17 protein-coding genes and 6 pseudogenes are annotated in these 23,943 nt (G+C 72.2%); 9 read left to right on the forward strand and 14 right to left on the reverse strand.

The window, feature by feature from the left end:
* Positions 1-37: 37 nt before the first annotated feature.
* The 8 genes and pseudogenes from BJF83_RS30180 to BJF83_RS25730 all read right to left on the reverse strand — a co-directional run bounded on the left by BJF83_RS30180 (position 38) and on the right by BJF83_RS25730 (position 9,515).
* A pseudogene (locus tag BJF83_RS30180) lies at positions 38-2,049 on the reverse strand (type I polyketide synthase).
* A complete protein-coding gene (locus BJF83_RS30185) occupies positions 1,971-2,843 on the reverse strand; it encodes a ketoacyl-synthetase C-terminal extension domain-containing protein (RefSeq protein ID WP_075928338.1) in 873 nt (290 codons plus the stop codon). The pseudogene BJF83_RS30180 and the gene BJF83_RS30185 overlap by 79 nt, the downstream one beginning before the upstream one ends.
* Positions 2,844-3,107: 264 nt before the next feature.
* The gene (locus BJF83_RS30190; RefSeq protein ID WP_075928339.1) at positions 3,108-3,698 is read right to left on the reverse strand and encodes a polyketide synthase; all 591 of its coding nucleotides are present in this window, start codon (positions 3,696-3,698) and stop codon (positions 3,108-3,110) included.
* Between the two features lie 48 nt (positions 3,699-3,746).
* Positions 3,747-4,457, reverse strand: coding sequence for a sulfotransferase family protein (locus BJF83_RS25710; RefSeq protein WP_075928340.1), 711 nt, complete (start codon positions 4,455-4,457; stop codon positions 3,747-3,749).
* A gap of 29 nt (positions 4,458-4,486) precedes the next feature.
* Positions 4,487-5,319, reverse strand: a pseudogene (locus BJF83_RS25715) (putative hydro-lyase).
* A complete protein-coding gene (locus tag BJF83_RS25720; RefSeq protein WP_262391891.1) occupies positions 5,316-6,149 on the reverse strand; it encodes a Xaa-Pro peptidase family protein in 834 nt (277 codons plus the stop codon). The pseudogene BJF83_RS25715 and the gene BJF83_RS25720 overlap by 4 nt, the downstream one beginning before the upstream one ends.
* A gap of 409 nt (positions 6,150-6,558) precedes the next feature.
* A complete protein-coding gene (locus BJF83_RS25725; protein ID WP_075928341.1) occupies positions 6,559-7,608 on the reverse strand; it encodes a PLP-dependent cysteine synthase family protein in 1,050 nt (349 codons plus the stop codon).
* A 71-nt stretch (positions 7,609-7,679) separates the two neighbouring features.
* On the reverse strand, positions 7,680-9,515 hold the full coding sequence (locus BJF83_RS25730) for an asparagine synthetase B (RefSeq protein WP_075928342.1): 1,836 nt from the start codon (positions 9,513-9,515) through the stop codon (positions 7,680-7,682).
* 312 nt (positions 9,516-9,827) lie between these two features.
* On the opposite strand from BJF83_RS25730, the gene BJF83_RS25735 reads away from it, so the two are divergent.
* Positions 9,828-10,022, forward strand: a complete 195-nt coding sequence (locus BJF83_RS25735) for a DUF5957 family protein (RefSeq protein ID WP_075928343.1) — start codon at positions 9,828-9,830, stop codon at positions 10,020-10,022.
* Between the two features lie 21 nt (positions 10,023-10,043).
* Here BJF83_RS25735 and BJF83_RS25740 read toward each other — a convergent pair whose 3' ends face one another.
* On the reverse strand, positions 10,044-12,254 hold the full coding sequence (locus BJF83_RS25740) for a BTAD domain-containing putative transcriptional regulator (RefSeq protein ID WP_083678710.1): 2,211 nt from the start codon (positions 12,252-12,254) through the stop codon (positions 10,044-10,046).
* Between the two features lie 476 nt (positions 12,255-12,730).
* Here BJF83_RS25740 and BJF83_RS25745 point away from each other — a divergent pair, with 476 nt between their 5' ends.
* The 3 genes and pseudogenes from BJF83_RS25745 to BJF83_RS25755 all read left to right on the forward strand — a co-directional run bounded on the left by BJF83_RS25745 (position 12,731) and on the right by BJF83_RS25755 (position 16,797).
* On the forward strand, positions 12,731-13,927 hold the full coding sequence (locus tag BJF83_RS25745; protein WP_075928345.1) for an aminotransferase class V-fold PLP-dependent enzyme: 1,197 nt from the start codon (positions 12,731-12,733) through the stop codon (positions 13,925-13,927).
* Positions 13,928-14,253: 326 nt separating this feature from the next.
* A pseudogene (locus BJF83_RS25750) lies at positions 14,254-15,527 on the forward strand (cytochrome ubiquinol oxidase subunit I).
* A gap of 10 nt (positions 15,528-15,537) precedes the next feature.
* Positions 15,538-16,797: a cytochrome d ubiquinol oxidase subunit II gene (locus tag BJF83_RS25755; RefSeq protein ID WP_083678711.1), complete on the forward strand. Its 1,260-nt coding sequence runs from the start codon at positions 15,538-15,540 to the stop codon at positions 16,795-16,797.
* On the opposite strand, the pseudogene BJF83_RS25760 reads toward BJF83_RS25755, so the two are convergent.
* The 3 genes and pseudogenes from BJF83_RS25760 to BJF83_RS25770 all read right to left on the reverse strand — a co-directional run bounded on the left by BJF83_RS25760 (position 16,751) and on the right by BJF83_RS25770 (position 19,030).
* Positions 16,751-17,415 (reverse strand): annotated as a pseudogene (locus BJF83_RS25760) (response regulator). The gene BJF83_RS25755 and the pseudogene BJF83_RS25760 sit on opposite strands and share 47 nt — an antisense overlap.
* Before the next feature lie 153 nt (positions 17,416-17,568).
* Positions 17,569-18,819 carry a sensor histidine kinase gene (locus BJF83_RS25765; protein WP_075928346.1) on the reverse strand — a complete coding sequence of 417 codons (1,251 nt, stop codon included), beginning with the start codon at positions 18,817-18,819 and terminating at the stop codon, positions 17,569-17,571.
* Position 18,820: 1 nt separating this feature from the next.
* A complete protein-coding gene (locus tag BJF83_RS25770; RefSeq protein WP_075928347.1) occupies positions 18,821-19,030 on the reverse strand; it encodes a DUF5957 family protein in 210 nt (69 codons plus the stop codon).
* 285 nt (positions 19,031-19,315) lie between these two features.
* On the opposite strand from BJF83_RS25770, the gene BJF83_RS25775 reads away from it, so the two are divergent.
* Entirely contained in the window at positions 19,316-20,197 is an 882-nt protein-coding gene (locus tag BJF83_RS25775) for a DUF6410 domain-containing protein (protein WP_075928348.1), read from the forward strand.
* A 76-nt stretch (positions 20,198-20,273) separates the two neighbouring features.
* On the opposite strand, the gene BJF83_RS25780 is transcribed toward BJF83_RS25775, so the two are convergent.
* Complete coding sequence (locus tag BJF83_RS25780; protein WP_075928349.1) at positions 20,274-21,035, reverse strand: STAS/SEC14 domain-containing protein; 762 nt, start codon at positions 21,033-21,035, stop codon at positions 20,274-20,276.
* 289 nt (positions 21,036-21,324) lie between these two features.
* Here BJF83_RS25780 and BJF83_RS25785 point away from each other — a divergent pair, with 289 nt between their 5' ends.
* The 4 genes and pseudogenes from BJF83_RS25785 to BJF83_RS30195 all read left to right on the forward strand — a co-directional run bounded on the left by BJF83_RS25785 (position 21,325) and on the right by BJF83_RS30195 (position 22,840).
* Positions 21,325-21,453, forward strand: coding sequence for a hypothetical protein (locus tag BJF83_RS25785; RefSeq protein ID WP_262391893.1), 129 nt, complete (start codon positions 21,325-21,327; stop codon positions 21,451-21,453).
* A gap of 26 nt (positions 21,454-21,479) precedes the next feature.
* Positions 21,480-22,034, forward strand: a complete 555-nt coding sequence (locus tag BJF83_RS25790) for a DUF6879 family protein (RefSeq protein WP_394329391.1) — start codon at positions 21,480-21,482, stop codon at positions 22,032-22,034.
* A gap of 19 nt (positions 22,035-22,053) precedes the next feature.
* Positions 22,054-22,125, forward strand: a pseudogene (locus BJF83_RS31460) (hypothetical protein); the annotation flags it as partial.
* A gap of 271 nt (positions 22,126-22,396) precedes the next feature.
* A complete protein-coding gene (locus BJF83_RS30195) occupies positions 22,397-22,840 on the forward strand; it encodes a DUF5753 domain-containing protein (protein WP_262391895.1) in 444 nt (147 codons plus the stop codon).
* On the opposite strand, the pseudogene BJF83_RS30200 reads toward BJF83_RS30195, so the two are convergent.
* Positions 22,772-23,631: pseudogene (locus BJF83_RS30200) on the reverse strand (DUF5753 domain-containing protein). The gene BJF83_RS30195 and the pseudogene BJF83_RS30200 overlap by 69 nt on opposite strands.
* Between the last annotated feature and the right edge of the window lie 312 nt (positions 23,632-23,943).

A 23,943-nucleotide genomic window follows, 5' to 3' on the forward strand; every position in this document is an offset into this window, starting at 1 on the left:
GGCAGGACGCCGTGCGCCATCGCCTGCACCATCTTGATCACCCCGCGACGCCCGCGGCGGCCTGGCCGTGGCCGAGGTTGGACTTGATCGACCCCAGCCAGAGGGGTTCTCGCCCCGGCCCGGGCCGTAGACGGCCTGGAGGGCGCGGGCCTCGATCGGGTCGCCGAGGACGGTGCCGGTGCCGTGCGCCTCGACCGCCTGCACGTCGGCGGGGGTGAACCCGGCGTCGGCGAGGGCGGTGGAGACGACCTCCTCCTGGGCGGGGCCGCTGGGGGCGGTGAGACCGTTGCTGGTGCCGTCGGAGTTGATCGCCGACCCGCGTACGACCGCCAGGACCCGGTGGCCGAGCGCGCGGGCGCGGGAGAGGCGTTCGAGGACGAGCACCCCGGCGCCCTCGGCCCAGGCGGTGCCGTCGGCGTCGGCGGAGAAGGACTTGCAGCGGCCGTCGGGGGCGAGGCCGCGCTGCATGCTGAACTCGACGAACATGCCCGGTGTGGACATGACCGCGACGCCCCCGGCGAGGGCGGCGTCGCAGTCGCCGTGGCGCAGGGCCCGCACGGCCTGGTGGAGGGCGACGAGCGAGGAGGAGCACGCCGTGTCGATGGTCATGGTGGGCCCGTGGAACCCGAAGACGTAGGCGAGTCGGCCGGAGGCGACGCTGACGGAGCCGCCGGTGAGGAGGTGGCCGTCGTAGCCGGGGGCGGATTCGTGCAGTCGGGGGCCGTAGTCCTGGGCCATCGCGCCGACGAACACGCCGACGCGGGCGTCGCGGAGCCGGTCGGGCGGGGTCCCGGCGCGTTCGAGGGCCTCCCAGGCGACCTCCAGGAGGACGCGCTGTTGGGGGTCCATGGCGGCGGCCTCGCGGGGACTGATGCCGAAGAAGTCGGCGTCGAACGCGTCCGCGTCGTGGAGGAAGCCGCCGTGGCGGGTGGAGGTGCGGCCGGGAACGCCGGGTTCGGGGTCGTAGAGGGCGTCGACGTCCCAGCCGCGGTTGTCGGGGAACTCGGTGACGGCGTCCGTCGCGGCGGCGACGAGGTCCCACAGGCCCTCGGGGGAACGGACGCCGCCCGGGTAGCGGCAGCCCATGCCGACGATGACCACGGGGTCGTCCTCGGGATCGTCGGGGGTCGAGGTGGGCGCGGCGGTCGTGACGGGGGCGGTGCCGGCGGGCGCGGACTCGACGGGGTCGGTCAGCAGGGCGGCGATGTGGTCGGCGACGGCCCTGGGGGTGGCGAGGTCGTAGACGAGGGTGGGGGCGAGGTCGAGCCCGGTCTCCTCGCGCAGGACGTTGCGCAGTTCGAGGGCGGCCACGGAGTCGAGGCCTTGGGAGCGGAAGGTGGCGGAGACGTCGGTGTCGCGGCCGCCGCCGAGGACCGACCCGGTCGCCGCACGGACCATGCGCAGGACGCGACCGGCGAGTTCGGGGTCAGGGCGTCGCGCCCCCGTCGACGGGGATCGGCCGGGCGCGGGTCCGACGCCATCACCCGGGCCGGGGGTGACGGCGGTGTCGGAGGTGATCCGGGAGTTCGCGGGTGCGGTTGGGACGGCGTCGCCCGGAGAGAAGGGACCGCCGAGCGTGGCCGCGTCAGACAAGCGGTCACCCCGGGTCCCGGCCTCCGCCGGACCGCCCGGCACCGGACCACGGCCCAGACCGGGCGCCCAGTAGTGACGGCGCTGAAAGGCGTAGGTGGGCAGGGGGACCCTGCGACCGGCGGGGATCAGGGGCGTCCAATCGACCTCAGTGCCCTGGGTGAACGCCGTGGCGAGGTCACCGATCCCGGCGTCGTCGTCCTCCCGCTCCACCGTGCCGCTCGCGCGCGATTCCTCGTCCGCCGCGACCGCGGCACCCCGGTCGCCATCGGTACGGGCCCGCTCGACCACAGCGTCGTCGATCGGCATCGCCGAACCGTCCACACCAACCCCATCGCCCCGAGCCTCTTCGGCACGAGCGTGACCACCCGTCCCTGCGATCACACCGCCACCGTCGCCTGCCATCGCGGAGCCGTACGACTCCTCCCCCACAGCGACCCCATCGCCCCCCGTCGCCATCGGCGCGGACGCCACCGCCCGTCCCGTCCGACGCGGCGCCAGCGTCGTGACCCGCCTCGGCTCCCCCGGCCGTCGTCCGTGCGGACACCATCGGCTACCCGGTCCGGCACGGCCTCGCCGACCCACACCCCTTCGGGGACCTCCCCGTCCGCCAGCGCGCCCAGCAGCTCCCGCGCCCGCTCCGGCCCCCCGGCCCTGACCACCGCGCGGTGCGCGAACACCGTGCGCGTGGTGACCAGGGAGTACGCGACATCCCGCGGCTCCGCTCCCGTCAGCTCCAGATGGTCCCGCAGCCTGGCCGCCTGCCCGCGCAGCGCGGGCCCCGAGGCCGCTGACAGCACCAGGGGAACGGCCCCGCCGGGGCCCTCGTCTTCTCGGGGCGTCGGCTGCTCGGGGGCGCGCTCCACAACCACGTGGCAGTCGGTTCCCCCCAGGCCGAACGAACTGACTCCGCCCAGCGGCGGCGCGCCGTCGTCCACCGGGGTCGCGTCGGTCGGCACGCGCAGCCCCAGCTCCTCCAGCGGGATCCCCGGGTTCGGCTCGGTGAAGTTCAAGCTGGCGGGCAGCACCCCCTCCCGCACACTCAACGCCGCCTTGACCAGCCCGGCGACGCCCGCCGCCCCCTCCAGGTGGCCGATGTTGGTCTTGACCGACCCCACCAGCAGCGGTGCGTCCCGTCCGACTCCGTACACCGCGCCCAGGGCCCGTGCCTCGACGGGGTCGCCCGCGCGCGTCCCCGTCCCGTGCAGTTCGACGAACCGGACCTCCTCCGGCCGCACCCCGCGTCGGCGCACGCCCGGCGCAGCGCCTCCTCCTGCCCGGCGCCGTCCGGCGAGGTGAGCGCGGGGCCGCCGCCCTCGTTGCCCACGGCCGCACCGCGGATCACGCAGTGGATCCGGTCGCCGTCGGCCAGGGCGTCGGCCAGGGGGCGCAGCACGAGCGCCGCCCCGCCCTCTCCCCGCACGAACCCGTCGCGCGCGCGTCGAAGACCCGGCACCGTCCCTCGGGGGACAGCGCCCCCAGGGCTCTCGGCACCGCGGACCCGTCGCCGTCCAGGATCAGGCTGACCCCGCCCGCGACGCGACCGGCGTCGCCCCGCTCCGCACGCTCTGCACAGCCATCGCCACCGCGACCAGCGACGACGACTGCCCGCTGTCGACCACCAGGCTGGGGCCGCGCGCCCCGACCAGGTAGGACAGCCGGTTCGCCAGCATCGACCGCTGCGTCCCGGCCATGGTGTGCGCGCCGACGGGCGCACCGGCCCGGTGCAGCAGCGCCGCGTAGTCGTCCGCCATCCCGCCGACGAACACGCCGACCGCCACACCACGCAGGGAGTCGGGCACGATCCCCGCGTCCTCCAGCGCCTCCCAACCCAACTCCAGCATCAGGCGTTGCTGCGGGTCGGCGGCGGCCGCCTCGCGCGCGGACATCCCGAAGAAGTCCGCGTCGAAGCCGCCGACGTCCTCGATCAGCCCCGCCCGGGGCAGCCCGTCCAGTCCCCGGTGGGCGGGCGGCGGCGCCACCGCCTCCCGCCCTTCCCGCAGGAGCCGCCAGAACGCACCCGGATCGGGCGCCCCCGGCAGGCGACAGGACAGCCCGACGACCGCGACCGCGTCGGTCCCTTCGTGTGTGCGCGCGTGTGCCTTCAAGGTCGCTCCCATCCGATGCGGGGGTTGTGCGGTTCGGGGGGCGGCGGCTCAGCGCCGCCGTCGGCGCAGCGCCATCCCGGCGAGTGTGGCCAGGGCGAGGGACGCGCCGAGCGAGCCCACCAGGACTCTGGCCCGGCGGATCTTGGACTTCTGGTGGTCGCGGTCGTTGACGTGCGGGAACGGCCGGTCCCGGGGCGCCTCGACCCCGAGGAACCGGCACAGCGGTTCCCAGCCCTCGCGGACGTCGTAGACGAGCAGGCGGTCGGCGGGCACGTGCGCGCGGACCTCCCTGATGTGGCGCTCGAAGACACCGATGGCGTGCTCCCGGTCGGTGAACCGCCCGCCGAAGGTGCCGTTCCAGATGATCGCGTCGGTCATCGCCGCCATGCCGCGCGCGGTCGGGAAGAAGGGGGCGGCCACCCGGGCCACCCAGGTGGAGAGCCGGTAGATGGTCTCCCGGGTGCTGCTGTACCAGCGTTCGGGGTCGCGCACGGTGAGCACCACCCTGGCCTCGGGGTAGGCCTCGACCAGCTCGCGCCAGAAGTAGCACCCGGGCCAGTCCACGGTGGACCGGTAGCCGCCCAGGAGCCGGTCCCAGTCGACGGGGCCGCCCTGTGCGGCCTCCAGCCAGAGCCGCTTGTGGTCGGGCGAGGCGATCGCCTCCCGCATGTGGTAGCAGGGCCCGAGCCCGAGTTCCTCCAACGCGACCTTGAGCGACAGGGTGCCGGTCCGCCCGAACCCCACTCCGATCACGTGCATCGCCAACTCCTTCCGTCGGTCCGCGCCGCTCAGCGCATGTAGGTGGAGTGCGGGACGTCGGTGACGAACATCCGCCCCGGCACGTGCGTGATCGCGTACTCCAGCCGCGAGGCGGCCACCGCCGCCTGGGTGGTGACGCCGCACGCCCAGAAGGCGGGGACGTCGTCGCCGACGGTCACCGGGTCGCCGAAGTCGGGACGTCCCAGGTCCGCGACGCCCAGCGCCTCCGGGTCGCCGATGTGCACGGGGGCGCCGTGCACATCGGGGAAGCGGTCGGTGATCCGCACCGTCGTGGTGACCAGGTGCGCGGGGATCGGCCGCATCGACACGACGAGCGGTCCGGACAGCGCGCCCGCCGGGCGGGTGGCCCGGTTGGTGACGTACATCGGGTCGGTGACGCCCTCCTCGATGTGCCGGATCGGCACCCCCGCCTCCATGAGGGCGAGCTCGAAGGTGAGGCTGCACCCGATGAGGAAGCCGACCATGTCCTCCCGCCAGAACGGGGTGGCGTCGGTGACCCGGTCGACCACCTCCCCGTCCCGCCACACGAGGTAGGCGGGCAGGTCGGTGCGCAGGTCGGCGCCCTCGGCCAGCACGGTGGCGGGGCTGCGACGTCGGTCACGTCCAGCAGCGGGCAGGCCTGCTGGTTGCGCTGGGCGAACAGCAGCAGGTCGTAGGCGGCCGACCGGGGCACCGCGATGAGGTTGGCCTGCGCGTGGCGGCCGGACCACCCGATCGTGGCGGTGTCGAGCCCGCCCCGGAACAGGGCGCGCGCCCGGGCCGCCGTGAGCTCGGCGGGGTCGCCCGCCTCGGGGGGTCCGGTGACCGTCCTGGCCGCCACGCCGTTCGTCGCCGCGCTCATCCGACCACGACCAGGTCGCGGTCGAGCGTGGTGAGCAGCTCGTTCCCGACGGCACGGACCACGAACGGGTCCTCCACCTGGACGGCGCCGAACCCGAACTCGTAGTAGGGCGTCTCGATGTTCACGACCGTCCCCTCCTCGATCTCGTCGTCGTTGTCGGGGGCGATGAGCACGCGGTCGTAGACCTCCACGCCGATGCCGTGCCCCACGTGGTTGCGCCGGTAGTGCCCGACACCGGCCTCGCGGACCGCCTCCACGGTGATGTCGAACAGCTCCTTGCCGGTCATGCCGGGCGCGGCCTCCGCGATCGCGCGCTCCTCGCCCGCGAGCATCGCCGCGTAGTGGTGGCGCAGCTTCGCGGAGGGCTCTCCGACGCTCACGACCCGCGCGATGTCGGCCCAGTAGCCCTCGTACACGCATCCGACGTCGAACCACACCGCGTCCCCGGCGCGCAGCGGCGTGTCGGTCGGCCGGGTCTGGCCCAGGACGGCGTTGGCGCCGACCTTGACGTGCGTGAACCTCGGCCGACCGCCCTCCCCGGCCACCGTCCGCTCGAACTCGCGGACCAGCGCGCGCTCGGTGACGCCGGGGCGGGCGATGTCGGAGACCGCCCGGATCCCCCTCTCGGCGACGGCGGCGACGGCGCGCAGCCGGCGCAGCTCCTCCTCGGTCTTGACCTTGCGCACCCAGCGCAGCAGCGCGGCCCCTCCCGGTCGGACGTCGGCTCCGGGCAGGGCCTCCCGCAGGGCGGGCAGCAGGTCGGCCGGTGCGGCGTCCTCGTCGACCATGACGCGGGCCGTGTCCAGACCGGCCCGACGCAGCACCGCCACGAGGCGTCGGCGGGGGTGGACGGCGCGGCGCCGTCGCCCCACAGCTCCCGCAGCCGCCGCTGGCGGTCGTCGAGCCCGTCGGCGTCCGCGCGTTCCCGGTGGAAGCGGCCGTATCCGGTGGCGCCGTCCAGGTCGACGGCGGCGTCCAGCGCCTGGTCGAGGTCGCAGCGGGAGGTGATCAGGTGGGGGCGGGCGAGCCGGTCACGGGTGACGACGGCGAAGCACGCGCCGGTGTGCGGGAAGATCTCCAGGGTGACGCTGGCGACGCCGGTCAGGTAGTGGACGTTCTCCAGCGTGGTCGCCACCAGGACGTCGACGTCCTGCTCGTCCATCCGTCGGGCCAGCCGTCCGGTGTGGGCGAGCGGTGCGGTGTGGGGCGGCACGTGGCCCCTCCTCTCCTCGGGTGCCGTCACGGCCGCGCCCCTCCCACGGGCCGGGGCGTGGCGGGGTGGTGCGGGGTGCGCGCGGCGGCCAGCAGGCCCTCCAGGGTGTCCAGTCCGGCCTCGGCCAGGGGCGCCGCGATGCCGCGCGCCTCCAGCCAGGCGTCGTCGAAGGACTCGCCGAGGTAGTTGACGCCGCCGTCGGGGGCCACGACCACGATCCGGCTGCCGGGGTGGTGGTGGGCGAAGTGCAGGGCGCCGAAGACGGCCGCGCCGGCGGACTCCCCGACCAGCAGCCCCTCGGTCCGCGCGAGCATCCGGCTGGTGGCGATGCCCTCGTGGTCCTCGACCAGGTGCACCCGGTCGACGACCTCGGGCCTGAGGTTGCCGGGCGGCCACGCGATCCCCAGGCCGCGCATCGCCCAGCACCCCACCGGGTAGCCGAAGGCGGCGGACCCCGCGGCGTCCACGCCGAGGGTCACCACGTGCGGGCGCTCCTCCTTCAGGGCGGTGGACACACCGCTGATGTGGCCGCCGGTGCCCACGGCCGCGACGAGCGCGTCGAAGTCGGGAACCTCGTCCATCAGCTCGCGGGCGGTCCGCTCGGCGTGCGTGGCGGAGTTGTCGGGGTTGTTGTACTGGTCGGGCCAGAAGGAGTCCGGGATCTCGTCCATGAGCTGCCGGACGCGTTCGCGGCGGGGCCGCTGGTAGCCGCCGTTCTCGTCGGGGGTGCGGATGATTTCCAGCTCGGCGCCCAGCGCGCAGACGAAGTCGACCATCGAACGCGGCGCCTTGGGGTCGGTCACCAGGACCACCCGGTAGCCCTTGGCCGCGCCGATCATGGCCAGGGCCTTGCCCATGTTGCCGGAGGTGGACTCGATGATCGTGCCGTCGGGTTTGAGGCGGCCGTCGAGTTCGGCGCGGGTGATCATGCCGAGGGCGGTCCGGTCCTTGATGCTGCCCGCGGGGTTGAACCCCTCCAGCTTGACGAGGATCTCCGAGCCGTTGCCCGCGCTCATCCGGCACAGCCGCACGATCGGGGTGTGCCCCACCGCTTCCAGTACGTTGTCGTAAACCATGTTCAGCCCCCAGGGGCGTGGATCGCCGATGTGTTCGGTTCTGCGGACGAGGCGGAGGCGGGTCGGGGCCGTCAGAGGGCCAGTCGGACCCGGTAGTGGTCGAGCCACAGGTTGAGTTGCAGGACGAGGTCGATGTCAGCCCTGCTCAGGCGGTTCCGGACGAGTTCGTCGGGCGACTCGGCGAGGCGGGCCGCGGCCTGGATGTCGATGAGCGGAAGGACCGGGGAGGCCGGGTCGGCGAGGATCGCGGTGAACTCCTCCTGGAGCCTGCGCGCGTAGGCGGGGTTCCTGCTCACCGGGGTGGCGCTCTGCGGGCGACGGACCACCTTCTCCGGGAGCGTGTCCGCGACGGCGGCGCGCAGGAGGCCCTTCTCGATCCCGCCGTGCCGCTGCATCTCGGCGGGGATGTTGTAGGCGTACTCCACCAGTTCGACGCTGTTGATCGGCGCCCGCATCTGGAGGCCGACGGAGTTGTACAGCCCCGCGTCCGTGCGGAAGCGGGTGAGCAGCAGGTGGGAGAGCTGCCGGATGCGGCGCTGCGGCTCGTCGTCCTCGGGGAGGAACTCCACCTCGGCGACGCTCTCGGCGTAGGCGTCCCGGTAGTAGGAGGGCAGGTCGAGCTTGCGCAGGGTGTCGTGGTTGAGCAGCCGGGTGCCGAACCCGTTCTCCGCGCCGTGCCGCTGCGCCAGCGCGATCCAGGGGAAGGTCCCGGAGTCCACGAGCTGGGGGTCGGTCGACCAGCGGGCGCCGTGGAAGAGCTGGTCGCCCATGCCGCCGGTGAAGGCGATCCGACCGCCCGCGGCCGCCACGTGCTGGAGGAAGAGGTACTGGGAGGCGTCCATGTCGTAGATGCGGGTGGGGCAGTCCTTGGCCCGCATCAGGCCCAGGCGCACGTCGGGGTCGAGGATCCGGCGGGCGTCCAGCTCGACCAGCCGGTGCCGGGAGCCGACGTGTTCGGCGACGGCGCGGGCGAAGGGCGCGTCCTGGGTGTCGCGGACGGCGTCGCGCTGGAACTCGCCGTCGGTGAAGCCCACGGTGAACGTGCGCAGGTCGGCGGCGCCCCTGCGGCGCAGTTCGGCGGCGACCAGGGCGGTGACGGAGGAGGAGTCGATGCCGCCCGAGAGCGTGGCGACCAGCCCGTCGGTGTCCTCCGGGACGGACAGCCGGACGTTCTCCTCCAGGAGTTCGCGGACCCGGGCGACGGTGGCGTCCACGTCGTCGGTGTGCGTGCGCGACTCCAGCTCCCAGTAGCGGTGGCGGCGCCAGCCGGACCTCCCGTAGCGGACCACCTCGGCCGAGTCGACCTGGCCGAACCCGCTGAAGAGGGGACCGGGCGGAAGGGCGTGCGCGATGACCTCCCGCAGCCCCTCCATGTCCACGACCGGGTCGACCTCGGGGTGGGCGAGCAGGGCCTTGCGCTCGGAGGCGAAGACCAGGCCGGTGCGGGTGGGCGCGTGGTACAGCGTCTGGCCGCCCATCCGGTCGCGGGCCAGGACCAGTTCCTCGCTGCGGCCATCCCAGATCGCGAGGGCGAACGCGCCGCCCAGGCGGCGCACGACGTCCTCGCCCCACATCAGGTAGGCGCGGGCGACGAGTTCGGCCGTGGAGGCTCCGGGTGTGACGCCGCAGCGGCCCGCGCGGAGCTGGCGCGCCACCTCGCCGAGACCCGTGGGGGCCCCGGTGACGCACGCGACGACCGTGGCGCCGCCGACGTCGATCGCGAACGGCTGGTCCGCGGCCCCCGCCCCGCCCCCGAGGGCGCGGTGACCGAGAACGGCCCGGGGGGAGAGCCAGAACCCCTCCCCGTCCGGGCCGCGATTGGCCATGGTCGCGGTCAACGCGATGAGCAGTGGCCGGTGGCGTTCCAGATCCCGTTCGAAGTCGACCACGCCAACAACGCCGGACATCGCGGCACCTCATTCCTTGGGATCGGCCTCACGGTCCGGTACGGCGGATTCCGCACCTTCCCGTCTGCCCGACCAAGGCTCGCAGCGGCGCATCGAAGCCGAATCGAACGCGACTGAAGGTGCTCTGGGGGAGGAAGCGCCCACGACCGTACATCGCGCGAGGTATCCGACACGGAACGCGTACAGCGCGGGTTGGCCACGGGTTTCCGTCGCGCGCACGTTGGAGGGCGGCTGGTCGCGCGGTTACCTTCGGCGCACATCGAACGTGGATCGAACCGGAGAAGGAAACACACGAAAGGGAGGGAGACACCGATGCGCGTAGTCCTCATGGGCGTCGTCGGGCTGGTCGCCGGATTCCTGGTGGGGCTGGTCGTCGACCAGATCGTCGGGATCATCTCGGTCCTGGCCTTCGACCGGCCCGTCGGAGTCCGCGGACTGCCGATCATCCTCGCGCTGGTGTTCTGCGCCGGCGGACTGATCCTCGGCTCGCGGTCGCGGTCCGGCTGACGCCCGTGGGAAGCGCGGGCGTCAGCCATCGCGGCGGCGACGCGGGTGTCCGCCGTGCGGACACGGGCAGGCGGCGCGGTGACGTCCGTCGTGGGGGACGGAACGTGGGGAGTCGACGGGGCGGGGCGGACGGAAGACCCGGGCCGGCGTCAGGGGCTGTCGGGGTCGCGGGGATGGGGGAACGCGGGGACGTGGCGCTGTGGGAAGGCAGGTCCGACCGCTCGGAGGCCCGCGGCGCGGACGGTCAGGGCGCGACGGGGCCGTCGGCTGGAGGCGGGGAGCGGCTCCGTCGCTGTCGCTGTCGCTCCTGAGCCGCTCCCGGGCGTAGAGCTTGATGAGCTCGTGGAAGTAGAACTGCACGTCCCGCTGTCCGCCCTGCTCCCAGACCTGGAGGAAGCGCTTCTCGACGAGTGTGGCGAGCAACGGTTCCACCTCCTCGACAGGGGTGCTGAGGAAGCGGGCGACCTGCGCGGCGGTGAACACGTTGTCCGGGAGGATGCTCAGCAGCCGGAACAGGCTCGCCTCGCGAACGTGCAGCTGCATGTAGCTGCTGTCGTAGCGTGACCGCAGGTCCAGCCCCTGGAAGCGGAGGTAGTCCAGACGGCGGTCGGCGTCGTCGAGCTCCCGCGCGATGCTGGCCAGCGGGAGCCCCGGAACGGCCGCCAGGCGCGCGCCGACCACCCGTACCGCCAGGGGCAGCCCCCCGCACGCCCGCACGATCGCGGCCGCCTCGCGCGGTTCGCGGTCGACGCGTTGGGTGCGCACGATGCTCCTGAGCGCGTCGATGGCGTCCTCACCGCCCAGCCCGCCCAGGGAGATCACCTCGGCCTCGTGGAGGATGTGGGGCCGGCTGGTCACGATCACACCGCACTCCGCGTTGCCGGGGAAGAGGTGTTCGACCTGTTCGGCGGAGGCCGCGTTGTCCAGCACGACGAGGATCCTGCTGTCGGCGGTACAGGTCCGGAAGAGCTTGCCCGCCTCCTCCAGGTCGTCGGGAACGGTGTCGGCGGGGACGCCGAGCGCGCCGAGGAAGCCCTCCAGTATGTGCAGGGGGTCCACAAGCGCGGGCCGGTCGCCGCCGAGCTTGGCGAACAGCTGCCCGTCCTCGAACCGCCAGCGCAGCCGGTGTGCGGCGCGGATGGCGAGGGCGGTCTTGCCCACGCCGGGCATCCCCGTGATCGAGGCGACCCGTACGCCCGTCTCCGCTCCCTCTCCGGAGAACTGCTCCTCCAGCATCCGCATCTCGCGGCGGTATCCGCGAAAGTGCGGGACGTCCGGCGGGATCTGCGCCGGGGTGTGGGCGAGGGAGTGGTACCGCTGGCGCGGAGCACGCGGAGTGCGGTCATCGGGTCCGGGGTCGGCGGACAGCAGGTCCTGCTGTATCGCCCGCACCTCCAGGGACGGCTCCAGCCCGAGTTCGAGGACGAGCGTCTCGCGCAGGGCGCGGTAGACGTCGAGCGCCTCGTAGCGCCGGCCGGCCTTGTTGAGGGCGACCATGAGCTTGGCGTGCAGCCCCTCGTGCAGCGGGTGCGCGGAGGTGAGCGAGCGCAGTTCGCCGATGAGCCCCTCGTGGTGGCCGAGCCGGAGTTCGACCTCGATGCGCAGTTCGAGCGCCCGCAGTCGGAGTTCCTCCAGACGCGCGACCTGCGACGCGAGGAGTTCCCCCTTTTCGACGTCGGCCAACGCGGGTCCGCGCCAAACCGACAACCCGCGGGTCAGGCGGTCGACGGACTCTTCGAGACCGCCCGCGTTGAATAGGGCCTTTCCGTCGTTGACGCATTCTTCGAACTGTGCTACATCGACCTCGGCATCGGGAGCGGAAACCATGTATCCGGAGGGGCGCGTCTGGATATCGACGCCCTCTCCGACCGAGCGCAGGATCTTGCGCAGCTTGTACACGTAGGTTTGCAGCGTGGGCACCGCGCTCGGAGGGGGCGACCCGCGCCAGAGTTCGTTGATCAATTCCGCAGTCTGGACCAGCGTGTTGCTCCTCAGCAGCAACAGCGCCAACACCTGGCGGAGCTTGGGGGCGCTCGGTGTGACGTCAGAGGTGCCGATACGGACCTCGAGCGGCCCCAGAAGGCGGAAATCGACACCCTCAGGACGCTCCAGGCACTGGACTCCCCCGGGGATCCGCCCGGTGTCTTTCGTGGAGTTTTCTAGTCGGGTTGGTTCTCTGAACCTGGTCAATCGAGACACGCCAACTTTCCACAATGGTCGGAGATCATGCACGGTCAGCGAACGATCAATCCTCTTCCCAGGAAGTTATCTTGCGGTTCAGCCACCCCTGTGGAGGGGCCGACACAACAATTCACTCCCCGGTAGAATCCACGTTCCAACCAACAGGCGACCACCCGCAACCCCGGCTGGCGGACTTTTCACTGGCCACCCCCGGCCACTTCACCGGTCGGCCATTCACGTGTTGCTCGACCAGGTGGCTTCCCGGATGGCGTGAGGTCTCCGGCAGTATCGATCCGACCGCTTGCAAACCGCTAGTCCGCCCATCGAACACGCCTCCCCGGGACCGCCCGTCCGACGGCCGCCGACCAGAAGGCACCGCCCTGAACTCGACCGACGCCCGCGCACACCGCATCGCATCGACTACAGCATCCGGCCAGCGCGCTACCACCGGACCGATGGACAATCCTCGCGTCGGTTGCGGCGCCCTGGTCCGGAGGCCGCGACCGACGCCCACGGAAGGGACACGCATGATCGACATCGAGGCCGCCCGCGCCGACACGCCCGGCTGCCGGGAACGGATCTTCCTCGACAGCGCGGGCTCATCGCTCCCGCCCGCGCCCGTGCTCGACGAGGTGATCGCCCACCTGCGGCGCGAGGCGCGGATCGGCGGGTACCGCGCCTACGCCGAACGGGCGGAGGACGTCGAGGCCGGTCACACCGTGTTCGCCGACCTCCTCGGCTGCGCGCCCGACGAGGTGGCCTTCACCGACAGCGCCACCCGGTCGTGGCTGACCCTGGCCGGGTCGGTGCCGCTGGGCGCCGGGGACCGCGTCCTGGTCACCGAGGCCGAGTACGGCGCGAACGCCGTCGCGCTCCTGCGCCTGGCCGAGCGCGCCGGGGCGAGCGTGGAGGTCGTCCCGTCCGACTCCGCGGGCGCGATGTCCGTGGAGGCGCTGCGCGGGATGCTCGACGAGCGCGTGAAGCTGCTCTCCCTCGTCCACGTCCCCACCAACTCCGGACTGACCAACCCCGTCCGCGAAACGGTCAAGGCCGCGCACGAGGTGGACGCGCTGGTGCTGTTGGACGCCTGCCAGTCCGTCGGCCAGCTGCCCGTGCGGATGGACGACCTCGGCGTCGACATGCTCTCCGGGACGGGGCGCAAGTGGCTGCGGGGCCCGCGCGGCACCGGTTTCCTCGCCGTCCGCCGCTCCGCCGTCGAACGCCTGCGACCGCTGCTCGTCGACCACTCCGGCGCGGAGTGGGACAGCGCCACGACCTACCGGCTGCGTGAGGACGCCCGCGTCCACCAGCTGTGGGAGTACGGCGTGGCCGAGCGCCTGGGCCTGATCGCCGCCGCCCGCTACGCGCTGGACCTAGGGGTGGAGGCGATCGCCGCCGCCGTCGCCGACCGCGCTGGACGGCTGCGCCGCGGGCTCGCCGGGATCGCGGGCGTGGAGGTGACCGACATCGGCGCCGAGCACAACGGGATCGTCACGTTCACCTGTGCCGGGGCGGAGCCGAGGCGGGTGGCGGCGGCGCTGTGGGACGCGGGGGCGGCCGTCACGGTGAGCCCGCGCGCGTCCACCCGGTTCGACATGGAGCGGCGCGGACTGGAGGCGGTCGTGCGCGCGTCGCCGCACTACTTCGTCTCGCACGACGACATCGACCGCGCTCTGGAGACCCTGGCGGCGATCCTGCGGGGCGAACGGGGAGGCGTGCGGTGAGCCCGGGGCGGGTCCGGTGAACGGGGAGCGGGGGCCGTCGGGATCGCCCGAACGGGGCGGGCCGGTGGGGCCGGTGGGGCCGGTCGGGCTGGACGGATCGGAGGGACCGGCCAGGTCCTGTGCCGCCCGAGGGATCGGCCCTGCCGGCACCGCCGCCTACGTTCGTACGCGTTCCCGGGATGAGGCCGCCTACATCCGAGGACGTAGGCGCGCCACACCCTGCCCCGTCCAGAGCTGTAGACCGGGTGCAGCCTCAGGAGCGATGCCCCGGCGCCCCGGGACGGGCGAGCATGATGTGACGAACGCGCCCCGAAAGGCCATCCACGATGCTCGACGATCCCCTGCTCCTGGCGCGACTCCAGTTCGCGCTCACCGCGGCGACGCACTACATGTTCGTCGCCTTCACCCTCGGACTCGCCCCCTACATCCTGTTCACCCAGCTCAGCGCGGTGCGGCGCCGCGACGAGGCCCGGTTGCGCGCAGTGCGGTTCTGGGGCGGGCTGTACGTGGTCAACTACGCGATGGGCATCCTGTCCGGGCTGGTCATGGAGTTGCAGCTCGCGCTCAACTGGCAGGGCCTGACCACCATGTTCGGGTACACGTTCGGCGCGCCACTGGCCATCGAGACCATGGCGGCGTTCTTCGTCGAGTCGACCTTCCTGGGGCTGTGGATCTTCGGATGGGACCGGATGTCGCGCTGGGCGCACTGTGCGTGCTTCCTCGTCGTCACCCTCACCGCCTACGCGTCGGCGTACTGGGTACTGGTCTCCAACGGCTTCCTCAAGTGGCCCTCGGGCTTCTCGATCCAGGACGGGACGGCGGTCCTCGACGACCCCGTCGCCCTGCTGGTCAACCCGTCGGGCCTGATGGCCTTCGCCCACGTGGCGGTCTCGGCGCTCCTGGTGGGCGGCGCGGTGATCGCCGCGACCAGCGCCTTCCACGTCCGCCAGGGGCGCGACACCGAGGGGATGTTCCGCCGGAGCCTGCGGCACGGCTGGTGCTCGTCATGGTCGGGCTGATCCCGACCATCGCCACCGGATTCTCGCAGCTCACGATGTACGGCCAGGAGCCGCCGACCAGCGGGACGACGTACACCGCCGAGGAGATCGCGGAGATCGAGCGGGGCTTCCGGGGGTTCGAGGAGGGCTCCGACGTGAGCACCTCCCTCATCCTCAGCGTGTCCGGCGACATGCTCATGATGACGTCCTGGGCGCTGCTGCTTTTGCTGTCCCTGGTGTCGGCCACGGTGTGGCTGTCCCGGCGGCTCGACCGGTGGCGCTGGCACCTGCGGATGCTCGCCGTCACGCCCGTGTTCCCCTACGCGGCGAGCGTCGGCGGATGGGTCTTCCGCGAGACCGAACGCCAGCCCTGGACCGTGCGCCACCACCTGACCACCGCCGACGCGGTCACCGACATGTCGCCGCTGATGGCAGCGACGTCGTTCACCCTGTTCACCCTGGCCTTCGCCGTGCTCGGCACGGTGACCGCCTGGTTGCTGGTCCGGTTCGCCCGCCTCGGTCCCGAGGCCAGCCCCCTGGCCGCCGTCCAGGAGGGCGCGGCCGACGAGGACCGGGACCGCTTGACCACCCCGACCCTGTAAGGGAGCCCGCATGGAAACCGTCCCCGTACTCTTCCTGACCGGCCTGGTCGTGGGCTACTTCGTGCTCGCCGGGTGCGATGTCGGTCTGGGCATGCTCACGCCCTACCTGGCCCGCACGCCGACGGAGCGGCGCCGGTCGGTGTCAGCGCTGGCGCCCTACTTCCTCGGCACCGAGGTGTGGCTGGTGGGCACGATCGGTGTGATCGCCGGGCTGTTCCCGGCGCTGAAGGACGTGCTGTTCGGCGGTCAGATGTGGGCGGTGTTCACCGCGCTGCTGGCCGGGTGGCTGTTCCGCGACGCGGGGCTGTGGCTGCGGGCGCGGGTGGACGCGTCCTGGTGGCGGTCGGTGTGCGACACCGCGGTGACGGGGGGCAGCTGGGTCCTGGCGGTGACGTGGGGGCTGGCGCTGGGCGGCCTGCTCTCCGGCGGCCGGCCGCTCAGCCCGTTCTCGCTCGCGTGCGCTCTGGTCGTGACCGTCCTGTTCCTGCTGCGCGGGGCCGCCTTCGGCGCCGAGCGCATGGTGCCCGCGCGCGCTGACACCGCCGCGGCGCCGACCTCCGCCGACGCCGCGCCGAGCGCGGACGAGGCGGCCCGGCTCACGCGCCAGCTGGCCCGGATCGGCCTGGTCGCGGCGGTGGTCGCGACCGTCCTGGCCGTGCTGCCGTTCGGCGGGCTGGAGGTGGACCGGCCGCTGGCGCTGGCCGGGACGGCCGCCGTGCCGGTGGTGGCGCTGGCGGCGACCGCCGGGCTGTCCGGACCGCACCTGTCACGGCACACCTCGGCGCTCGCGATCGGGTCGGTGCCGGTGGTGGCCGGCGCCGCGCTGTCACTGCCGTTCGGGGTCGCGCCGACCGGGACGCTCGTGCTGACCAGTGTGTCGATCCTGCCGGTGCTGCCGCTCATGGTCATCGGCCAGGTGGCGCTCTACCGGATGCTGCGGCACCCGACGGAGGAACGCGGGTTCTTCGTGGCGTCCGTGCCCCCTACTCCCGTCGCCGGTGACCGCGCGTCCCCCTCCCATCCCAGTGGGGTCACCGGCACGGGTGGGGCGGGTGGGACCGGGCCGGTCCCACCCGCCCGTCGCCCGCCCCCGCCCGAGGGCCGCTCCACGACGGACCGGGCACCCTCACCCCACACCTGCGGCGCGGTCCCGTCCAGCACCCTGACGCCGCCCGAACGGAACGCCCCCTGTGGCGTGCGCCCCCAGCAGGTGCGGGCGTCGGTCAGGAGAGCCAGCCGGGGCGGACGGTCCCGGACTCGTAGGCGATGACGACGAGCTGGGCGCGGTCGCGGGCGCGAGCTTGGTGAGGACTCGGCTGACGTGCGTCTTCGCGGTGGCGATGGAGACGACCAGCCGTTCGGCGAGCTCCTCGTTGCTGAGCCCCGCCGCCACTCCCGCCAGGACCTCGCGTTCGCGCTCGGTCAGGCTGTTCAGCCGCGGCGCGGGGGGCGGCTCCTTGATCCGGTCGACGAACTCGGCGATCAGCCGCCGCGTCACCGCCGGGGCGAGCAGGGAGTCGCCGCGGGCGGCCACCCGGACGGCGTGGATGAGCTCCATCGGCTCGGTGTCCTTGACCAGGAAGCCGCTGGCCCCGGCGCGGAGCGCGGAGTAGACGTACTCGTCGAGGTCGAAGGTGGTGAGGATGACGACGCGGACGTCGCCGAGCCTGGGGTCGGCGACGATGCGCCGGGTGGCCTCCAACCCGTCGACCCCTGGCATGCGGATGTCCATGAGCACCACGTCGGGCCGCTCGCTGGCGGCGAGTTCCACAGCCTCCGTGCCGTCGGCCGCCTCCGCGACGACGGAGATGTCCTCCTCACCGTCCAGGATCGAGCGAAAGCCCGCCCGCACCAGGGTCTGGTCGTCGGCGATCACCACATTGATCACAAGGATCCCCTTCTGTCGCCCGTCGGCGGCAAAGTTCTATCAGACGACCGCGCGCTGTGGGCGGGAGTCGACGTCGGCGGTCCGGCGGCGGGGCCGGGGCCTCGGCGGCCGCGCACCCGTCGCGTGCGCGGGGCGGCGTCCCCCGCGCACGGCCTACCGCGCCGGGAAAACGGCACGGACCTGGAAACCTCCCGTCGGCAGCGGGCCCGCCTCGAAACGGCCGCCCAGGGCGGACACCCGCTCGCGCATCCCCCGGAGCCCGTTGCCCTCGGGCTGGGGGTCGGCGGCGGTCGCGCGGCCGTCGTCGACGATCCGCACCGCGACCTCCCCCGGGGCGCGCTCGATCGCCACGTCCGCCCGGCGGGCGCCCGAGTGCCGGCGGATGTTGGTGAGCGCCTCCTGGGCGATCCGGTAGGTGGCCAGGCCGACCGGGGCGGGCAGTCCGACGGCCGCCGCCACGGTCGCGCCGTCGACCCGGTCCGCGTCCTCGACGCCGTCCACGACGAGCCGGACGTCCAGACCCGTCTCCCGGGTCCGGCGGACCAGCTCGGGCAGCCGGTCGACCCCGCGCGTGGGCGCGACGGGCTCGCCGCCCTCCGTGCACCCGCTCTCGACCTCGTCGACCTGGCGCAGGACGCCCAGCGTCGCCCGCAGTTCCCGCAGGGTGTCCTTGCTGGCGGTCTTGATCGCCTCCAGGGCCGCGTACGCCTCGTCGGGGTCGCGGCGGTGCACGGCGGAGGCCGCCTGCACGTTGATCAGGGAGATGTTGTGCGCGATGACGTCGTGCAGTTCGCGGGCGATGTGCAGGCGCTCCTCGGTGGCGCGGCGCCGTGCCTCCTCCTCCCGGGTGTGCTCGGCCTCCAGCATGCGCTCCTCGACCTGGCGCAGGTAGGCGGCGCGGTGGCGGAAGATCTCGGCGACGGCGATGACGACGATCATCCAGGCGAGGATGGTCAGGGCGCGCCACGGTTCGAACGCCATCGACTCGCCGACCAGGAACACGCCGAGCGCCACCAGGATCGTGACGGCGGGCGCGGCCCGCAGGCCCCGCGCGGCCAGACGGATGACCGCGACGAAGAACAGGAGCCAGGCGGTCCAGGCGTCGGTCGATCCGGTGACGTAGTACAGGGGCAGGCTCAGCCCGACCACGACCGCGGTGACGAACGGCCAGCGGCCGAGGATCGTCAGGGAGGCGGCGCCGACGAGCAGCAGCGCCATGCTCTGCGGCGCGGGCAGGCCGCCGCGGTCGAACTCGACGAGCGCCTCCGCGATGAGGAGGGCGGCCGCCGTGACCACGGCGATGGCGACGTCGGTCGCCGTGTCGCTCCGGTCTCGCTCGACCCGCGGGTCCGCGCCGACCAGTGCCCGCCAGAGCCTCCGCGCCCTCCGGGGTCGCGTGCCCACGCTACCGACCGCCGCGGGCGACGAGCATGGGGGCGGCCACCAGGCCGAGGGCGGCGCAGATGGCGATGAGGTATTTGAGCAGCGGAGCCCAGGAGGGCAGCGTGCCGCCGCCCGCCACGAGCAGGCCGATGCCGAGCACGTTCGAGAGTGCGAAGCCCACGAGACCCCCGCCGATCAGTCCGAGCGCCGCCGCCCCGATGAGCTTGAGCACGCTGCTCCTCCAGGGATCGGTTCTCACACGGGTGTGCCGGCACACTACCCGCCGAGGCACCGGACGGCCGTCCGTCTGTGGCTGACACTTCCCCTCCGCCTTGAGACGTACACGTGCCGACGCGGATACGCCCGGCCGGGACGTGTCGGGGCGGGAGACGGGGGTTTAGGGCCGGGTGCGGGGAGCACGAGGGATCGTCGATCCGAGCACCAGCGGGGGTTGCGACACTCGTGCCCGCTCGCGCGTCGATGCGGACCTCGCGCGCCGAAGGGAAAGGGGCCCATCGTGGTCAACACCAACTCGCCCACCGACGCCTCACCCGCCGTGGCGCCGGTGATCGGACGGGACATGGGTCCGTTCGGCCGGGTGTTCCGGTTCGTCTCCGGGGTGTGCGGGCTGATCCTGCTGTACTTCCGGCTGCCGTGGGACGAGGGCGCCGCGGCCTACCTCGGCATGATGGCGGTGTACCTGGTGCTCATCGCCGGGGCGTACATCGCGGTGTTCGGGGTGTTGCGGGAGAGGGTTCTGGGACGGGTGAGTCCGTGGATCCCGGCGGGGCTGTTCCAGGCGCCGATCCTCATCTACCCGTTCGGGCTCGGCACCGGGCCGCTGCACGACGCGTTGGCGCTCTACACGGCCGGGTCGCTCCTGGTCAACACGTTCAGCGGGTACGCGGGCCTGGAGGTGGCGGCGGTGCCGTCGCTGGTGTGGCGGCGGCGGTATCCGATCTACTCGCCGTTCAACGGGGTGGATCTGGCCGAGCGGTCGATGCGCGAGGGGTTGGCCGCGAACTCCGGTGCGGCGCGGCTGCCGTGGATCGGTGCGACGCTGGTGACGGCGTTCGTGTTCTGCGCGTTCTGGCTGGTCGACTACATCGCGTTCATGCCGTTCCTCCAGGAGAACGGCGTCGGTCCGGCGCTGCGCCTGCCGGGACCGGTCGCGGTGGTGCTGCTGTCGGCCGCCGCGCTGGTGGCGTGGGACGCGCGGGCCCGGCGCGACCGCGGGCAGGGCGTGGCGGCGTTGGTCCTCGTGCTCCTGACGCCGGCGTTCGCGGTGGACATGGTGCCGGAGGTGCTGTGGATCGCCGTGATCGCGGGCGGCCTGGGCGTCGCCGTGGTCACCGGAATCCGGGCGCTGGTGCGCCGGTCCGGGTCCGCGCACGCGTGAGGACCGCGCCGGGGGTGGACACGACCCTCAGCGTGCCGTGGCGGGCCGCGCACACCACGGGTCTCTCCACGGGGCCTCAGCGCTGACCGCCCGCTTCCGGGGCGCTCGCGACCCAGGCGACGGCGGCGTCGAGGTCGTCGTAGCCGAAGTGGCGGACCTCTGCCTGGACGAAGTGCCTGCCCAGATGGGGCATGAGGTCGGCGAGCCTGCCGTCGGCGGCGAGGGCGACCCTGCGGATCCTGCGGTGGTGGTCGCGGACGAACCGCACGTGCCGCAGGAGGCCGGTGACGTTCTCCCAGCCGGGGAACTCGCGCGCGTGGACCACGAGACCGGTCAGCCGGTCGTGCGTCTCCAGCCAGGCGTCCGCGGTCTGGGCGAGGGCGTCGAAGTCCTGGGAGCGCAGGGGCGCGTCGACCTCGACCACGATGGTCTGGGACTCGGGGTCGAGGCGGTGGGAGACACCGGGGCCCTGGGGCAGCGAGGCGAGCCAGCCGAGGGCGTCGGCGCGGTCCCCGACGTCGAAGACGCGCACGGGGCAGGGGACGAGGAAGCGCCCGAGTTTGGCCGCCTCGCGGATCCAGCCGGTGTCGGTCACGACGGCGCAGCCCTCGAACAGGCGCATGGAGCCGAGCCCGACCTTGAGGTCCTCCCACGCGGCCCCGGGCGTGAAGGAGTCGAACTCCGGACCGAACTCGCAGAGCATACGGACGCGGCGGCCCTCGCGGCGAGCGGCGTCGACGATCGGCTCGATGACCGTCTCGTAGTCGTACTTGGTCACGTCGCCGACGGCCTTGAGGGCGTCGACCCCGGCGGGCGCGTCCGGGATTCTCTCGAGCATGGGGCTTCCCCTCCGTCGCGGTGCTTCGGTGTGAGGGGAGGGCGCGCGGCGCCGTCAACGGTCTACCCCGCGACCGCGGTGGGTACACGCGCCCGATCCGCCGCTTGGCCTTGACGCCTCACTCCAACGGAATCATTTTGGAGAGAAAGCTTCACCAGATTTCTAGCAAGGAGTCGCCGCGCGCGCTCGGTTCCTTGGCAAAGACCCCGAATCTCAGGTAGACAACTCCCCCACGCTGTCCGCCACCGACCGGACCGACCGCAGGACCCACATCGCGCGGGGCTGGAAGGTGACCGACCCCCAGGCCCTGGCGGACATCGGCCCCGTACCCGATCACGAGACGCTCATCGAGATCCCCGAGGATGTGCTGAAGTTCTACGTACGCCGCTACCAGGAGGAACAGGAGGAAGACCACTGACCCGACTCATCACGCCCGAACCCGAGATCCGGCAGCTCTTCCACTCCTTCGAGCACTCCGCGTTCCGGTTGGAGGTGCGTGACCGCTACGACGCGCCCTACGAGAACGAGTCACTCCGCAGGTTCCTCGCGGACGAACCCGATGACCTGCCATGGATGCGGAGCTGGCTCGACATGCTGCACGAGGCGGGGGTCAAGGGACGCCGGTTCGCCCGTGTGCGCGTCGTGACGTTACCACTCACCGGTTACAGCCGCTTCGGTGTCTGGTGCGCCGGTTTCACCAATGACGCGGGAGAGGACATCCGCTACCTCGACCGCGACACGGCGGAAGTCACGGGCCTGCCGAAGCACGATTTCTGGCTGTTCGACTCACGCACGCTGGTCCTCATGCACTTCGACGCTTCCGATGTCTTCCTCGCAGGTGAGGTCATCGAGGATCCAAGCGTGATCGTTCAGCACAACTACTGGCGCGACGCCGCTTGGCACCACGCCGTGAGACGGGACGATTTTGCCGACGAACAGGGACTCCGACGCGTCGAACGTCCACGAAGCACGTGGCGCGCTCGGCAAACGACTCCGTGAGCTGCGACTCCGGGCCAACATGACGGGCAAGCAGCTCGCTGAGTCACTGTCGTGGACGGCTTCCAAGGTCTCGAAACTGGAGAACGCCCGCCAGACACCCAGTGACGACGACATTCGATCCTGGAACCGGGCTACCGGCAGCGAACCGGAGACCGAAGCGCTCCTCGCCTCGTTGCACACCCTGGAGGTGCAACACGCGGAATGGCGCCGTGTTCTGCGCACTGGCCTGCGGCGCCGGCAGGAAGAGCTGATCGAATGGGATCAGCGCACCCGGCTCTTCCGAGCCTTCGAAGCCACCGTCATTCCGGGGCTGCTCCAGACCGGGGTACGCGCGAGCCCGGTTCGCCGAAGGAGCACGCCGGATGAAACTGCCCCACGACATCGACGAGGCGGTGCGGAAGCGGATCCAACGGCAGGAGATCCTGTACCGGTCGGACAAGAGGTTCCACTTCGTGCTGACCGAGGCCGCCCTCCGTTTCCTCCTGTGCGAGCCGGAGGTGATGCTCGGGCAACTCGACCGGTTGGTCTCGTTCTCCCAGCTCCCGAACGTGCGACTCGGCGTCATCGGCTTCGGAACTCGGTACGCCACGGCTCCGTGGCACGGCTTCTGGCTGTACGACGATGAACGGGTGCTCGTCGAGACCATCTCCGCCGCCCTCGACCTCCGCCAACCGCAGGAGATCGAGCTGTACGCGAACGCCTTCGAGCAGTTGGCCACTGTCGCCAGCTACGGCCGGTCAGCACGGGCGATCATCAACCGTGCTACCGATGACCTGGCACAGAGCCTCCCCCAGAATGGCGAGTAATTTCCCGCTCTCTCGGAAACCCTTGGCGAGGCCATGAGCGCTGTACGAGGCTCGTGCAGCAAACGGAATCTCGCCCGTGTGAACTCCACCGTCAACCTTGGAGAGTGAGCAGAGCTGGATGCGCTTTACGGACTCTTCCCGGTTCAAAGCTTGGCCGTGAATCCGCTGGAAGATCTGGGTGAAGAGGTCGATGTCCTGGTCCTTCTCCAGGTAGAGCGCACCGGCTCGATACTCGACCAGTACGACATCCTCAAAGCTCACGTTCGCCAGCAGGTCGGGGAACTGCATGATGACGAAGCTGCCCTCGCTGGCGGCATGTGCCCCGGCCTCGAACGGGAGGATACGTAGGTCGACGTCGGGAAGTCCCGCGCGCTCCAACAGGTGGGCAGTTGCTCCCGCATAACGTCCACGCTGCCGACAGCACGGTAGAGCGCGCTTTCGTTGATCACAGCGTTCAACTGAAGGGGTGACTCCTCTGTCAGTCTCTTCTGACGCTGCATACGGACGGTGACATGGGATTCGATCTGGTCATCAGAGGTCGCGCCGACGTCGGCTGAGAAGACGGCACGAGCGTAGTCGGCAGTCTGGCGTAGTCCTGGGATGGTCCCATCCTGATAGTTGAGCACGGTGTGGGCCTCGGACTCCAGGCCGACGTAGGACTCGAACCACTCAGGAATGTCCCTGTGCTGATGCCACCAGCCGAGTTCCTTCTGCCTGGCCAGCTCAACGATCTTGTCCCTGTCCTCTCGGGACAGCCCGTAGAACTCGCTGAGCACGTACACGACCGGCACCCCCAGGGAACCCAGGCCGATCCCCCTGATCCCGGCACCCTCGCCCCCGGAGCCCGACCACCCCGACGAGACCGGCGGCGCGCTCGTCCGCCCCTACATGCTCCCCAGGCCGCAGGTCCCCCGGCCCAGGCTGCCTGAGGGCGACCTCCTCGCAGCGCCGACGAGCGGAACACCCGACGACTCGGGCGACCTGGCGGCGGTCATCCGCACGTATGTCAGCTTCTCGGCCCTGAAGGACCGAGCTTGCGGTCGAACACCTGACTGGCAGCCAGGAACGTCCACCGCGTCTTACCCCGATCCTAGAATCCGGGT

Source organism: Nocardiopsis sp. CNR-923 (assembly GCF_001942255.1).
GTDB lineage: Bacteria > Actinomycetota > Actinomycetes > Streptosporangiales > Streptosporangiaceae > Nocardiopsis.